This is a genomic window from Pseudomonas sp. FW305-28, from assembly GCF_017351395.1.
In the GTDB taxonomy this organism is placed as follows: domain Bacteria; phylum Pseudomonadota; class Gammaproteobacteria; order Pseudomonadales; family Pseudomonadaceae; genus Aquipseudomonas; species Aquipseudomonas fluorescens_AA.
Window position 1 is genome coordinate 1 of record NZ_JACNDD010000044.1, and the last position, 13,071, is coordinate 13,071.

Here is a 13,071-nt window from a genome sequence, read left to right on the forward strand (position 1 = left end):
AAAAAGATTCCTAAACCCAAGCCGGTACCCAAGCCTGTGCCTAAGCCGGTCGCCAAACCGGTGGAGCAACCGCCTGCGCCTCCCACGCCTGCGCCACCGGTTCCCGCGCCAGTCGCAGCCCCTGCACCGGCTCCGGTAACGCCCGCTTCGGCCAACGCCGCGTACCTGAAGAACCCGGCGCCCGAATACCCATCATTGGCCCAGCGCCGGGGTTGGGAAGGCACGGTGTTGTTGCGGGTGCAGGTACTGGCCAGCGGCAAACCGGGTGAGATCCAGATCCAGAAAAGCAGCGGTCGCCAGCAACTCGACGACGCTGCACTGGCCGCCGTGAAGCGTTGGAGCTTTGTGCCGGCCAAGCAGGGCGATGTGGCCCAGAACGGCTGGGTCAGCGTACCTATCGATTTCAAGATTCACTAACTATTGCTGCGGGGTGTTGCACACACCGCAGTCTGTTCAGAGGGAAAACATCATGGCATTAGCATCTCCACTTGAATCCATCGAAAGCGCGGTGATCTGGCTGCTGGTGGCCTTTTCGGTCGCAACCTGGGGGCTGGCGTTGCTCAAGGGCGTGCAGTTCGGTCGTCTCAAGGTCCAGGATCGCAAGTTCCACAAACAGTTCTGGGCGGCGTCGAGCCTTGACTCGGCCGCTGAACTGGCCGAAACCCAACCCGGCGCCGCTGCCCGTGTGGCCCAGGCCGGTTATGCCGCGATCCAGGTCGGTGATGCCCCCCAAGCTGCCGATCTGAGCCAGGCCATCAACCACCAGGACCGCCTCGAACGCGCCCTGCGCCAACAGATCGTACGGGAGCGCCGATCTCTGGAAACCGGCCTGGCCGTGGTCGCCAGTATCGGCAGCACCTCGCCGTTCATAGGCCTGTTCGGCACCGTTTGGGGAATCATGGAAGCGCTCAAGGGCATCAGCGCTGCCGGTTCTGCCAGCCTGGAAACCGTAGCAGGGCCGATTGGTGCGGCGCTGGTCGCCACGGGCGTGGGTATCGCCGTCGCGGTTCCTGCGGTGTTGGTCTACAACTATTTCCTGCGTCGCCTGAAGCTCACGGCCGCCGACCTCGACGACTTTGCCCACGACTTCTATAGCCTCGCGCAGAAAAATTCATTCCGCGTGCTGCTGCACCCAGCGCTGAACAAAGCCCGTGCCGGCAACCCGCAAAAAGTGAAGGAGGCGTCCTGAGATGGCTTTCTCTACACAAGACAATGATGAGGTGCTGAGCGAGATCAACGTCACGCCACTGGTGGACGTGATGCTGGTGCTGCTGGTGGTGTTTATCGTCACCGCGCCGCTGTTGACCAACGCCATTCCCATCAATTTGCCAAAGACCGAGTCAGTGGCGCCCGTGGAACAGAAAGACCCGCTGGTGGTGAGCATCGACGACAAGGGCAAAGTGTTCATCAACAAGGACGAGATCCAGGCGGATTTGCTGGAGTCGAACCTGCAATCCGCCAAGGCGAAAAACCCGGATGTACGCGTACAACTGCAGGCGGACAACGGGGTGAATTATGGCGAGGTTGCCCGGGCCATGGCGTCCATCGAGCGTGCGGGGATCAGCAAGTTGTCGGTGATAACGGCAAAATAGGATCGGGCTCATGTCTTGGGTGTGAGCGGTGAATGATGGAAGGCTGCCTCCATGAGTCGCGAACATATGGTTTAAGTAATTGAAGGCAGCAACGCACCTCGACTAAAGGAGGTACCCCTCTGACCTTTGTATGGGGGAGGTTGGAGGAGGGGAGTCCAGCTACGTCGGGCCTGCCCCCCCCGACTGAGGATTTACTGGATTCCTGAACGTGTTGAGCTAATGCTGGCGGTGCTGTTCGAATCAGCATTTTCGCCAGTGGAAAATGCTGCCCCCTCAATGTGGTAGACCCTCGGTTCTTCCGAAAAAAATTCCTCCAAACCCATCATGAACAGCCGATGGTCGTCACTCTCTTCGAAACCCGGTGTGTGATCCTCGAGTGATTGCCATCGGACGATCAGGTTGAATTGCTCGGGGGTTTCGATCCCTTGCGCCAGCATGTGGCCGCGGTAACCCTTGGCCCGTGTGAGCAATGGAGCGACGTCGGCAAATGCGCGGCGGAACGTTTCAATGCGTTCTTTGTGAACAGGAAGCACAGCGATTTCGTAAACCATGACGCACCTCTGAATTGGTTAAAGTCGGCACTTACGGAATGAGCGATGGCTCGACCGCAATGGCGATTTTTCCTCGAAGACCGTTGTTGGCGCTTTCCAACCGGGCATGGGCCAGGGGAATGTCGGCCAGCGAATAGACGGCACCGACATGTGGGCGCAGTTGACCGCGAGCTATCAATGCGCTCAGCTCATCGAGCTTGCCGCGGTTTTGTCGAGTGAACACGAAGTGATAGCTCGCGTTCTTGCCCCAGGCCTGGACGAGGTTTTGTGGCTGGGCGATGTCCACGATCGAGACGACGCGGCCCAGTTGGGCGAGGACGTCGGGGCTGCGTGACAGTGTGTTGCCGCCGATGGTGTCGAATACGACATCCACGCCGTGGCCAGCGGTTTCCCGAAGGACGACGTCGACATAATCTTCTTTCTCGTAGTCGATGATCACGTCGGCACCCAAGTTGCGGGCGAACTCAGCGTTTGCTTCGCGCACGGTGGTAAACACCCGGGCGCCCATGGCTTTCGCCACTTGGATCGCGACGTGCCCGACGCCTCCAGCGCCGCCGTGGACAAGAATGCTCTCCCCGACCCTGAGCGCCGCGCGCACCACCAGCGCTTCCCACACCGTCCCGCCCACCAGGGTCAGGCTTGCGGCCTCAAGATGGCTCAGCTCGGGCGGCTTCTTCCCGACGATGCTTTCGGCCGCGACGTGGTACTCGGCATAGCTGCCTGCCCCTTCAAATATTTGCGGGGTGTACCAGACTTCGTCTCCTGGCGCGAAGGAAGTCACGCCAGGCCCTACGGCTTCGACCACGCCGGAGACGTCGTGGCCGGTGATGGCCGGCAGTGGCACCAGGTCGGGATAGTCGCCGCGTCGAACCTGGTAATCCAACGGGTTGATGGAAGTGGCATGCACCCTGACCAGGACTTGCCCCGCTTGCGGAACGGGCATGGGCACGTCGCGGAGTTCGAACGATTCAGGACCGCCGAATGATTTAAGAATCATCGCTTTCATAGTAACTCCTCGTATCGATAAAAAGGGATATCGGGATATCTCGATATACTATGGTAAAAAAACGCTACAGGTCTTTCCCAATGATCTCGGCGAGAGCACTGATGGTTGCTTCATTGCGTTTGTAATAGGTCCACTGGCCGATGCGCCTGACGTCGACCAGACCCACCCGTTGCAACGTGGCCAGATAACCGGACACCGTTGACTGCGACAGGCCGATCCCTTCCTGGATACTGCTGACGCAGACGCCGACCGTGTGAACGTCACCCTCATCCTGCGGGGGGAAGTTCTTTGCCGGATCCTTCAAACCTTTCAGGATTTGGAGACGTGTCGGGTTTGAGAGGGCTTTGAATATTTCGAGTAGGTCCATGTGGCGAGGATATCGAGATTTTTCGATATGTCAATGCGAGAGCTTAGAACAATCTTGAGCCTCTAATAGCCAACGGTTCTGTAGGCTAGGCCGAATGTCGGCTTCTGGCTGAGAGCTACCATTTTCCGAAGGTTTCACTCGGCTGACAACGCTCACATCCGATGATGCTCCAGCAGAAAGTCTACGAACACTCGTACCCGCGCCGGCATTGCCGAGCCCCCTGCGAATACCACGTGGATCGGCTCCCGGTCTCCGGGATTCCAGGCTTCCAGCAGCGGTACCAGATCGCCGCGCAGCAGGTCCTCGGCCACGGTGAAATCACCGATACGCGCGATGCCAGCGCCTACCCGTGCGAGTTGTGCCAGTGCTTCACCACTGCTGCATTCGATATTGCCGCTGACCTTCAGGGAAAACGCTCTGCCGTCGCGGGTGAACGGCCAGTTGGGTTCGGCGCGACGGAAATTGAAGCGCAGGCAGTTGTGCCGTAGCAGGTCTTCCGGTTCCTGGGGCGTGCCATGGCGCTCTAAATACTCGGGCGAAGCCACCACCACCTGGCCGGTGTCGCCGATCCTGCGCGCGGTCAGCGGGCTGTCGGGCAGATGGCCAAAGCGTACCGCCACATCGGCCTGGCCGCCGAGAATGTCAACCACTTCGTCGCCGAGGGTGAGGTCGACGACGATGTTCGGGTAGCGGGCACTGAATGCTGCCACCAAAGGAACGATGGCCTGCCGCCCATGGCCAAGGGCGGCACTGACCCGCAAACGGCCCTTGGGCACGCCCTGGTCGGCGATGGCTTCTTCGACCTCGGCCATGTCGGCCAGGATACGCCGGGCGCCACGCAGGTAAGCCTCGCCCTCGGCGGTGAAGGTGATCGATCGAGTGGTACGCAACAGCAGGCGGGTCCCCAGGCGTTGTTCGGCACGCGCGATGATTCGACTGACCGCCGAGGGGGTCAGCCCCAATGCACGTGCGGCGGCTGACAGGCTGCCTTCCTGCGCCACGGTGGCGAACACGCTCATTTCACCTGACCTGCCGTTGAAGTCCATTTGTGCCTCTTGCGCAAAGGTGATTGCCAAAAATGCTATCTACCGCCTGGAAAGACTGGATCGTAGCATTCGCAGCATAGATGAGGAGGCTTCCATGCGTATCAATCCACCACTTGTTGCACTCGCCATCGGTGCCTTTGGCATCGGCGTTACCGAGTTCGCCCCCATGGGCATGTTGCCGGGCATCGCTGCGGATCTCGGTGTTTCCATTCCTGCCGCCGGACTGTTGGTCAGTGCCTACGCCCTGGGCGTACTGCTCGGCGCGCCGCTGATGACCCTGACCACCGGCAGGATCCCCCGGCGCTATCTGCTGATCGGGCTCATGGCGATTTTCACCCTGGGTAATCTGATGTCAGCCCTGGCGACCGATTACTACAGCCTCATGATCGCCAGGGTGGTGACTTCACTGAACCACGGTGCGTTCTTCGGCGTTGGCTCCATCGTCGCCGCCAGCGTGGTCGCCCCGGACAAACGTGCCGGGGCGGTTGCGGCAATGTTCATGGGCCTGACCCTGGCGACCATCGGCGGCGTGCCGCTGGCCACCTGGTTCGGCGAACTGTTCGGTTGGCGCACAGCATTCTGGGGTATTACCGGGCTCGGCGGGGTGACCATGGCCGCGCTGTGGTTCGCCTTGCCCAACCTGCAAATGTCGCAAGGCGTCGGTGTGCTGGCTGAAATTCGGGTACTGGGCCGTGGCCCGGTGCTGGGGGCGTTGGCCCTGACCGTCGTCGGCTCGGGTGCAATGTTTACCGTCTTCACTTACATCGCGCCGATCCTCAGCAACGAGACCCACGGGTCCACCGCTTACATCACCGCCATGCTGGTGTTGTTCGGTGTGGGGTTGACGCTGGGCAACATGTGGGGTGGCAAGGCCGCGGATCGCTCGATAGACCGCACTCTGATCGTTTCGCTGAGCGTGCTGATTCTCGTGTTGCTGGCGTTCACCGTCCTGATGCGCTGGCCGCTGCCGGCTGCGGTTGCCATCCTGATATGGGGGATCGCCAGCTTCGCCCTGGTGCCGCCACTACAGATGCGCGTCATGGAAGCCGCCAAGGACGCGCCCAACCTGGCCTCGGCAGTGAACATCGGTGCCTTCAACCTCGGCAACGCGATAGGTGCGGCGCTGGGCGGCGCAGTGATCAATGCCGGGCTGGGTTATCCGGCGATTGCCCTGGCCGGCGCGGCCATGGCGGGTCTGGGGCTGTTGATGGTGCTGGCTTTTGCCTGGCGTTCCAGAGTCGTTGCGGCCGCGGCGCTGTGACGGTGGCGGCGACACAGAACGTTTGACCGAACGCCAAGTGGCTAATTAGAGTGGATAACCGTACGGCCGCCGACTGCCATGGACATCCAAATGAGCGATTTATCCCTGCTGCTTGCCTTCATCGCTGCTGCGTCAGTGCTCACTGTGACCCCCGGCGTGGACACAGCCATGGTGCTTCGCGCTACAGCGACCGGCGGTCGACGTTCGGCGGTGATGGCTGCTATCGGTATCGTGCTCGGGTGCCTGGTGTGGGGAGCCGCGGTGTCACTGGGGCTAGGTGCCCTGTTGCAAGCTTCGGAGTGGGCTTACCTTGCGCTGAAAATTGTCGGTGCCGCGTACCTTGTCTGGCTGGGTGTAAAACTGCTGCTGCGACCCAGGACGACGCTGCAAGGGCAGGGGAACGAGAACATGGCGGCCTCTGCCCGTGGCGCCTTTATTCGCGGTTTATTGACGAACCTGCTGAACCCCAAGATAGGTGTCTTCTACATCACGTTCCTCCCCCAGTTTGTTCCGAGTGGCGCGAGCGTGGCCAGTTACTCCTTCTGCCTTGCGGTGTTACACGTGCTGTTGACGCTGGCCTGGTTTGGCATTCTGGTAGCGGCTACGGTGCCGTTGAGCAATTTCCTGAAACGCCCGGCGGCCCTGAAGGCGCTTGACCGACTCACGGGCGGTGTTTTTGTCGCGTTTGGGCTCAAGTTGGCTGTTTCCAATCCGGCTTGAGCCGAATGCCGCACTGCATGTCGATGGGTTCTTAGATGTCATCGACAGCTTGGGCGCGGGAATCGGCCCGCCACGGTGGAAGAGCCCCTTCGAAAAGTGAAAAGGCTCGATGCAGGAAACCGTTGAAGCGAGCGGCATCACGCCGCAGCCCTGCCTGTTGACCACCGATCAGGCACAGATGGGCTAGCTGGCCAATGACTTCTGCTTCACCTGGCATGGGGGCCAAGCGGCGGCACGACCGTATCGCGAAGTCCAGTCGTCTTGTGTCGACACGCTGCTGAAACTCGCTTACCAACGGGTCGTGCAGCGACCAGGCTCGGATGGAAATTTCCCGCCCCGGTTGTTTCTCTGTGGCAATACTCAAGTAGCGTTTCAAGATTTCGCCCGCGCTGCGACCCTGGGCCGCATAGGCGAGCATACGCTCCGTGTAGTCTTCTTCCCAAGCGGCCAGCAAGGTGCGGACAAAATCTTCGCGATTGCGGAAATGGTGATAGAACGATCCCCGGGTCACACCCAATCGGCGCGATAGACTCTCGGCCGAAACGCCAACATGCCCTATTTGGTCGAGGGCCTCAAAACCAGCCGCGATCCAATGGTGACGAGTCAGTTTTTTCACCCGTTATTTCGCTCCAGAGTGAGTGCCATACAGACTGTGTATGGTGCGCAACCGATTGATACGCTGCGAACACCCGCAAAGATGGCCGTTGCGTTTTGCACGCCAGCACTTTTCATGGAGTTCGCCTTGAAGAAAATCGTTCTGGTTGCTTTCGACCAATTCACGGATATCGACCTGTTCCTGATGTGGGACATTCTAGGCCGCAACACTGAAGACTGGCACGTCCGCATATTGGCTTCCAGTGCTGTCGTGCGTTCGGCGCACGGTCTGCCTGTTTCGGTGCACGGTCCACTTTCCGAGGCCAATAGTGCCGACGCGGTATTGTTCGTCAGCGGCAGGGAAGGGGTACCCGCTGCACTTGCCGATCCAGATTTCCTGCCGTCGTTTGAACTTGACGCCAGGCGCCAGCGAATCGGCTCTATATGCGCCGGCGCTTTCATTCTCGAACGGCTTGGGCTGCTCAATGGCCAGGCAACTACACACCCGGATGCACGATCGGGCTTGCAAGCGCTGGGACTCGAGCCCGTGGACCAGCCTCTTGTATGCCAGGGGAACGTTGCAACCGCGGGCGGATGCCTTTCGGCGCTCTATCTGGTGGGATGGTTGGTTGAATCCTGGTTCGATGTCGACAAGCGCCGTGCGATGTTGGGCCCTGTTCTGCCCGCTGGGCAGCAAGCGCTCTATGATGCCTTGATCGAGCTCAGTATCCGGCAAGGAAAAGTGGGCGCCTCAACAACATCCAGCCACTTCTGAACCAGACACGCACCACAGGGCGACAAGGAACGTTTTACGACAAGCCATCGCAACCAGAAACGCGACATGGCATGTCGTCCAATCAGTCGTTAGGCCCAGGAGAGATCCCCGATGCCCCGAGAATTCGAGCTCATTGTGTCAGTACCGGTCCCCTTGAGGTCCGGCGTCACCCACCTTTACACGTCGATGGACCTGGCGGACGCTTTTGCGATTCGGCTCCCGGCGGGCACATCCCGCGATCCGGATTTGCTGGCTCGCTTCATCCTTTCTCACCAGCCATCCTGGATCGGATGGCTCATGAGCGTCCGAGACGCTATCGTTGCTTGTTTTGGTCTCAAGACAGCCAGGCATTTGGCATCACTTGCCAATCGGGTTGGCATCTTCAAGGTCTACAGCACGAACCAGACTGAAATCGTCTTGGGAGAGGACGACAAGCACCTCGACTTCCGGATATCGATCCTCTGTTCTGAAGAGGCAGAGCCAGCAGGCAGTCGCCAACTCGTTTTTTCAACCGTGGTCCAGTGCCACAACCGGCTAGGCCGGGCCTACATCTTCATCATTGCCCCCTTTCACCGCCTGGTTGTCAAGGCCAGCCTCCTGCGTGCAGCGCGCGTCGGTTGGCCTCTGGCTACTTGCTCCTCAGGTTGATCAAACCCGGACCTCTCTCGGTGCCTATCCGCAATTAACTTACGGGATGTTCGCGCTCTGCGTGATGTTGCGCGGGGGAGGCGCATTACCTTCGCTGTTGTCAGGCGCGGATTTCGGCTTCCTGGCATCGGTCAGTTGATAAGCGATTGCCAACCAAATGAACCACCCTGGCATGACCAGCAAGGCAATACGAGTGTCAGGTCTCAATGCCAGCAGACAAAGAACAAAGCCCAGAAACGCCAGGGAAAACCAGGCCATTGGCACGCCGCCAGGCATTTTGTAGGCCGATTTGGCATGCAGCTCAGGTCGCTTTTTGCGGTAGGCGATATACGAGGCCAGGATGGTCGACCAAGTAAAAATCACCAGGATGGCCGATACAGTAGAAACAATGGTGAATGCGGTCATCACTTCAGGAACGATGAAAAGCAACAACACGCCCACCAGCATTAGCAGTGTGGTGAACGCCAGGCTCAGCAGAGGCACGCTATTGCCCGACAGACGTCGGAAAATCCCTGGGGCGTTGTCCTGATTGGCCAGGCCAAACAGCATGCGGCTAGACGAAAATACGCCACTGTTGGCCGAGGAAGCGGCAGACGTCAGCACCACAAAGTTGACGATGCCTGCTGCTGCGGGAAACCCGGCCACCAGGAACAGCTCGACGAAAGGGCTTTTGCTGGGCGAAACCTGTTGCCAGGAAGTCACTGCAATGATGCAGGCCAGTGCCAGCACATAAAACAGGATGATTCTCAGCGGAATCGAGTTGATGGCTTTCGGCAGGGTCTTCTCAGGGTTACGGGTTTCGGCGGCTGCGGTACCAATCAGTTCGGTGCCGGCAAAGGAGAAGATTGCCATCTGGAAGCCGGCAAAGAAACCGAACAAGCCGTTGGGAAAGGCGGCTTGTTTATCCAGCAAATGGTTCAGAGAGGCAGTGACACCGCTGGGTGAGACAAAGGAGCTGGCAATCAGCACCAGGCTGACGCCAATCAGGGTGACGACGGCAATGATCTTGATGATCGCGAACCAGAACTCTATCTCGCCAAAAAGCCTGACCGTCAGGACATTCAATGCGAACAGTGTCATCAGCATACCGATGGCCGGTATCCAGGCAGGTACATCGGGGAACCAATACTGGAAAAATCCGCCGACAACGACGGCATCGCCTATCACCGCAACGCTCCAGCTCAGCCAATACGACCAGCCAAGAAAGAATGCCGCGCGTGGGCCAAGGTAGGCACCGGCAAAGTCTGCGAAGGTTTTGAAGTTCAAGTTGGAGAGCAGCATTTCGCCCATGGCACGCATGACGAAATAAACAAACAGACCGATGATCATGTAGATGAGGATGATCGACGTGCCAGAGAGGGCGATGATCTTCCCGGAACCCATGAACAGGCCCGTACCGATGGCACCTCCCATGGCCATTAATTGAATGTGACGGTTGCTGAGCGTGCGCTGCAGCGCGGGCTGTTCAGTCAGCCCTGATGGGATTGATTTCATTACAAAACCTCTTGATTTTATGTTTTTGAGTTTTGGCAGAAAGGTGGATGTCTTGCGTACTTGTTAGGGATGCAACGGCTATTGACGGTGGTGGTTTGCGGACAGCGAGATTTGCCGCGTACTCGCAGGGGTGAGTTGCCCCTTGGCACTTTGCCCAGGGGCATCACCTATGGCTTTCAACTCACTGCGCACGGGCGTGAGGGGGCGATTGCCGGTTGCCGATCGAGGATTTGGTAGAGGTCTTTTATGTTGGCGGGTGTCGGCACCAGATGGATGCGCTCACCGATTGCATGCTCCTGCGCCAGGTCCAGCATGTAGCGCAGCGACGAAAAGTCTTCGAGGGCAAAACCCACGGAATCGAACACGGTGACCTGTGCGTCGTTCTCGCGGCCCTGGATTGCGCCCTGAACAATCCGGAAAAACTCGACGACAGGGAAGTCGGCTTCCAATTGCTGGATGTCACCCTCGATCCGGGTCTGCGGTTCAAACTCAACGATGACCCGGGCATTGCGCAAGATCTCGGCGTGCAGTTCGGTTTTCCCCGGACAGTCCCCACCTACGGCATTGATATGCATGCCGGGTTCGATCATCTCGGGCGTCAGAATCGTTGCATAGGCTTTATCGGCGGTGACCGTGGTGACGATGTCTGCGCCCTTGACCGCTTCTTGCGCAGAGCTGGCCAGAATCACCTCGAGATCCGGGAATGCGGACAGGTTGCGCTTGAGCTTGAGCGAGGCGTCACGATCGATATCGAATATCCGCAGTTCCTTGATAGCGAGCATTTCATGGAAGGCGAGGGCCTGGAATTCGCTCTGGGCGCCATTGCCGATGATTGCCATGCTGCTTGCATCTGGACGCGCGAGGGACTTCGCGACCAGGGCCGAGGTCGCTGCAGTGCGCACCGCGGTGGTCAGCGTCAGTTCACTGAGCAGGGTTGGATAACCACTGTGGACATCGGCCAGGACACCGAAGGCCATGACTGTCAGCAGGTTGCTTCGACCGTTGTCCGGATGACCGTTGACGTATTTGAACGAGTACTGCTGGCCATCGTCGGTCGGCATCAACTCGATCACACCGTTGGCCGAATGATTGGCGGTGCGGGGCGACTTATCAAACTGCGCCCAACGTGAATAGTCAGCTTCGATGTAATCAGCCATTTCGCGGATTGCCCGGCGGATGCCCACCTTGGCGAACAGGCGTGCGGCATGATCGACGTCTATAAAAAGAGTCATGTTTTTATTCTCCGGTTCAGTAGTAGAAACATTGCGGGGCAGGGGACGGTTCAGGTGCGCTTGCTCTCGAAACCATGCAGCACATTGACCGCATTGATTCCGATTTCATCGACCATATAGCCGCCCTCCATCACGAACAGAGTGGGGCAGCCCACACCCGCTATCAGCTCGCCGATGCCGATGAAATCTTCGCTTTCCAGCAGGAAGTGGCTGATGGGGTCGTCCTTGAACGTGTCGACGCCGAGTGAAATGACCAGCACTTCAGGGGCGAATTGCTGGAGTTTCTTGCAGGCGTGGAGCAGGGCATTGCGATAGCTTTCCCAGGTGGTGTTTTTCGGCAACGGGTAATTGAGGTTGTAACCTTCGCCCTGGCCGGCGCCGACTTCGTGACTGAAGCCTGAGTAGTACGGATAAGACACCGTGGGTTCGCCGTGCAGCGACACGAACATGACGTCACTGCGCCCGTAGAAGATGTTTTGAGTGCCGTTGCCATGATGGAAATCGACGTCCAGTACCGCGACACGTTTCGCGCCTTGAGTGATGGCCTGTTGTGCGGCAATGGCCGCGTTGTTGAGATAGCAATAGCCGCCCATGTATTCACGTGCTGCGTGATGGCCGGGCGGGCGGCACAGGGCGAAGGCGCTGTCGTGGCCTTCATCGATCAGCGTCAGGCCGGTGAGGGCGATGTCTGCGCTGGTCTTTACCGCTTGCCATGTGGTCGCGGTAATCGGGGACCCGGCATCCATGGCGAAGAAACCGAGTTTTCCGTCGATGAAAGTCGGGACTTGATCGTTGGACAAGTCGCGCACTGGCCATACCAGCGGCAAGGCATCGTGAGTACGCCCGGTCGCACACCATTGTGACCATGCGCTTTCAAGGAAGCTGACGTAGCGCTCGCTGTGTGCATTGACGTAGCACGCCCGGTCAAATGCTCGTGGTTCGACGATCTGGCCAAGGCCTACCTGCTTGACCCGATCATGGACGGTATCGGCCCGGCTGGGTTGTTCGAACGACGGCTTGAGTACGCCGTCTTTCAATTCGGTGCCATGGTGCAAACGATGGGAATCACTGAAAACTGTAAACATTCTGCGCATCCGTCAATTCGAAACAGTGCAAATATTCTGTTCCGCTACGGAGGCGCTTTCTTTGCTTTATATTCGCAGTCTGCTAGATTTTTCGGGTGTTTTTACTCAGGAATTGCGAAATGCAGAAAAAATCATCCAAACGCATCAGTCTCGACGAGACTGACTTGGCGATACTCAAGTTGCTGCAAGATGATGCGAGCATTTCCAACGCCGAGCTCAGTGAGCGCCTGTCGTTAAGCCTCACGCCTTGCTGGCGACGGCGCAAGAGAATGGAGGAAGCGGGCGTGATCAAGGGCTATCAGGCCAACCTTGATCGACGAATGCTGGGGTTGGATATCATGGCGTTCGTGCACATCCGTTTTTCCACCCACGCCGATCATGCGCCTGACGCCTTCGAGGCGGTGATTGCGCAATTGCCTGAAGTGTTGTCTTGTCACAAGATCACCGGGGATGCCGATTACGTGCTGCAAGTGCTGGCAGAGGATCTTGATAGCTACAGTGACTTTATCGAGCAGGTACTACGGCGCCAGGTGGGAATTGCCTCGATCCAGTCCAGCCTGGCCTTGCGCGAGGTCAAGACCAGCAACCGCATAGCGATACCCAAGTCCGGCAGGGACTAAAGCCTGATGCCGCGCTCGCCCATCCAGGTGTCGTAGCCGGTGTGATCGTGTGGGGCGCTCGGTTGGCTGAAATCCTCCAC

General features: G+C 58.7%; 16 protein-coding genes. 8 read left to right on the plus strand and 8 right to left on the minus strand.

Annotation, left to right across the window (positions count from 1 at the left end; translation table 11 throughout):
* From J4E53_RS12400 to J4E53_RS12410, 3 genes are all read left to right on the plus strand, one after another.
* Positions 1-417, plus strand: a 417-nt coding sequence (locus J4E53_RS12400) for an energy transducer TonB (protein ID WP_207268147.1), incomplete at its 5' end; no start/stop codon positions are given.
* A 52-nt stretch (positions 418-469) separates the two neighbouring features.
* Complete coding sequence (locus J4E53_RS12405; protein ID WP_219734432.1) at positions 470-1,189, plus strand: MotA/TolQ/ExbB proton channel family protein; 720 nt, start codon at positions 470-472, stop codon at positions 1,187-1,189.
* Position 1,190: 1 nt separating this feature from the next.
* A complete protein-coding gene (locus J4E53_RS12410; RefSeq protein ID WP_060742870.1) occupies positions 1,191-1,592 on the plus strand; it encodes a biopolymer transporter ExbD in 402 nt (133 codons plus the stop codon).
* 191 nt (positions 1,593-1,783) lie between these two features.
* Here J4E53_RS12410 and J4E53_RS12415 read toward each other — a convergent pair whose 3' ends face one another.
* The 4 genes from J4E53_RS12415 to J4E53_RS12430 all read right to left on the minus strand — a co-directional run bounded on the left by J4E53_RS12415 (position 1,784) and on the right by J4E53_RS12430 (position 4,562).
* Entirely contained in the window at positions 1,784-2,143 is a 360-nt protein-coding gene (locus J4E53_RS12415; RefSeq protein ID WP_103310116.1) for an antibiotic biosynthesis monooxygenase, read from the minus strand.
* Positions 2,144-2,174: 31 nt separating this feature from the next.
* On the minus strand, positions 2,175-3,149 hold the full coding sequence (locus J4E53_RS12420) for a zinc-dependent alcohol dehydrogenase family protein (RefSeq protein ID WP_103310114.1): 975 nt from the start codon (positions 3,147-3,149) through the stop codon (positions 2,175-2,177).
* Positions 3,150-3,213: 64 nt separating this feature from the next.
* On the minus strand, positions 3,214-3,516 hold the full coding sequence (locus J4E53_RS12425; protein WP_060742867.1) for a helix-turn-helix transcriptional regulator: 303 nt from the start codon (positions 3,514-3,516) through the stop codon (positions 3,214-3,216).
* Between the two features lie 152 nt (positions 3,517-3,668).
* Positions 3,669-4,562, minus strand: a complete 894-nt coding sequence (locus tag J4E53_RS12430) for a LysR family transcriptional regulator (RefSeq protein WP_060742866.1) — start codon at positions 4,560-4,562, stop codon at positions 3,669-3,671.
* A gap of 94 nt (positions 4,563-4,656) precedes the next feature.
* On the opposite strand from J4E53_RS12430, the gene J4E53_RS12435 reads away from it, so the two are divergent.
* Complete coding sequence (locus J4E53_RS12435) at positions 4,657-5,823, plus strand: MFS transporter (protein WP_103310113.1); 1,167 nt, start codon at positions 4,657-4,659, stop codon at positions 5,821-5,823.
* A 90-nt stretch (positions 5,824-5,913) separates the two neighbouring features.
* A complete protein-coding gene (locus J4E53_RS12440; RefSeq protein WP_103310111.1) occupies positions 5,914-6,543 on the plus strand; it encodes a LysE family translocator in 630 nt (209 codons plus the stop codon).
* Positions 6,544-6,574: 31 nt separating this feature from the next.
* On the opposite strand, the gene J4E53_RS12445 is transcribed toward J4E53_RS12440, so the two are convergent.
* Positions 6,575-7,159: a TetR/AcrR family transcriptional regulator gene (locus J4E53_RS12445; protein WP_103310110.1), complete on the minus strand. Its 585-nt coding sequence runs from the start codon at positions 7,157-7,159 to the stop codon at positions 6,575-6,577.
* Positions 7,160-7,285: 126 nt separating this feature from the next.
* Between J4E53_RS12445 and J4E53_RS12450 the strand changes: the two genes are divergently transcribed.
* Both J4E53_RS12450 and J4E53_RS12455 read left to right on the plus strand, forming a co-directional pair.
* The gene (locus J4E53_RS12450; RefSeq protein WP_060743241.1) at positions 7,286-7,912 is read left to right on the plus strand and encodes a DJ-1/PfpI family protein; all 627 of its coding nucleotides are present in this window, start codon (positions 7,286-7,288) and stop codon (positions 7,910-7,912) included.
* Between the two features lie 111 nt (positions 7,913-8,023).
* Complete coding sequence (locus tag J4E53_RS12455) at positions 8,024-8,560, plus strand: DUF2867 domain-containing protein (protein ID WP_103310108.1); 537 nt, start codon at positions 8,024-8,026, stop codon at positions 8,558-8,560.
* Positions 8,561-8,599: 39 nt separating this feature from the next.
* On the opposite strand, the gene J4E53_RS12460 is transcribed toward J4E53_RS12455, so the two are convergent.
* From J4E53_RS12460 to J4E53_RS12470, 3 genes are all read right to left on the minus strand, one after another.
* Positions 8,600-10,054 (minus strand): amino acid permease, encoded by a 1,455-nt coding sequence (locus J4E53_RS12460; protein WP_103310107.1) that lies wholly within the window; start codon positions 10,052-10,054, stop codon positions 8,600-8,602.
* 176 nt (positions 10,055-10,230) lie between these two features.
* A complete protein-coding gene (locus J4E53_RS12465) occupies positions 10,231-11,286 on the minus strand; it encodes an ornithine cyclodeaminase (protein ID WP_103310105.1) in 1,056 nt (351 codons plus the stop codon).
* 50 nt (positions 11,287-11,336) lie between these two features.
* Positions 11,337-12,371, minus strand: a complete 1,035-nt coding sequence (locus J4E53_RS12470; protein WP_103310104.1) for a histone deacetylase family protein — start codon at positions 12,369-12,371, stop codon at positions 11,337-11,339.
* A 119-nt stretch (positions 12,372-12,490) separates the two neighbouring features.
* Here J4E53_RS12470 and J4E53_RS12475 point away from each other — a divergent pair, with 119 nt between their 5' ends.
* Complete coding sequence (locus J4E53_RS12475) at positions 12,491-12,991, plus strand: Lrp/AsnC family transcriptional regulator (RefSeq protein WP_060742858.1); 501 nt, start codon at positions 12,491-12,493, stop codon at positions 12,989-12,991.
* Positions 12,992-13,071 lie beyond the last annotated feature (80 nt).

What these genes read in the sequence shown, in the direction of transcription:
- J4E53_RS12465 (WP_103310105.1), bottom strand. Translation starts at nt 11,286, where the DNA reads ATGACTCTTTTTATAGACGTCGATCATGCCGCACGCCTGTTCGCCAAG.
- J4E53_RS12415 (WP_103310116.1), bottom strand. Translation starts at nt 2,143, where the DNA reads ATGGTTTACGAAATCGCTGTGCTTCCTGTTCACAAAGAACGCATTGAA.
- J4E53_RS12475 (WP_060742858.1), top strand. Translation starts at nt 12,491, where the DNA reads ATGCAGAAAAAATCATCCAAACGCATCAGTCTCGACGAGACTGACTTG.
- J4E53_RS12425 (WP_060742867.1), bottom strand. Translation starts at nt 3,516, where the DNA reads ATGGACCTACTCGAAATATTCAAAGCCCTCTCAAACCCGACACGTCTC.
- J4E53_RS12440 (WP_103310111.1), top strand. Translation starts at nt 5,914, where the DNA reads ATGAGCGATTTATCCCTGCTGCTTGCCTTCATCGCTGCTGCGTCAGTG.
- J4E53_RS12435 (WP_103310113.1), top strand. Translation starts at nt 4,657, where the DNA reads ATGCGTATCAATCCACCACTTGTTGCACTCGCCATCGGTGCCTTTGGC.
- J4E53_RS12405 (WP_219734432.1), top strand. Translation starts at nt 470, where the DNA reads ATGGCATTAGCATCTCCACTTGAATCCATCGAAAGCGCGGTGATCTGG.
- J4E53_RS12455 (WP_103310108.1), top strand. Translation starts at nt 8,024, where the DNA reads ATGCCCCGAGAATTCGAGCTCATTGTGTCAGTACCGGTCCCCTTGAGG.
- J4E53_RS12420 (WP_103310114.1), bottom strand. Translation starts at nt 3,149, where the DNA reads ATGAAAGCGATGATTCTTAAATCATTCGGCGGTCCTGAATCGTTCGAA.
- J4E53_RS12460 (WP_103310107.1), bottom strand. Translation starts at nt 10,054, where the DNA reads ATGAAATCAATCCCATCAGGGCTGACTGAACAGCCCGCGCTGCAGCGC.
- J4E53_RS12470 (WP_103310104.1), bottom strand. Translation starts at nt 12,371, where the DNA reads ATGTTTACAGTTTTCAGTGATTCCCATCGTTTGCACCATGGCACCGAA.
- J4E53_RS12410 (WP_060742870.1), top strand. Translation starts at nt 1,191, where the DNA reads ATGGCTTTCTCTACACAAGACAATGATGAGGTGCTGAGCGAGATCAAC.
- J4E53_RS12430 (WP_060742866.1), bottom strand. Translation starts at nt 4,562, where the DNA reads ATGGACTTCAACGGCAGGTCAGGTGAAATGAGCGTGTTCGCCACCGTG.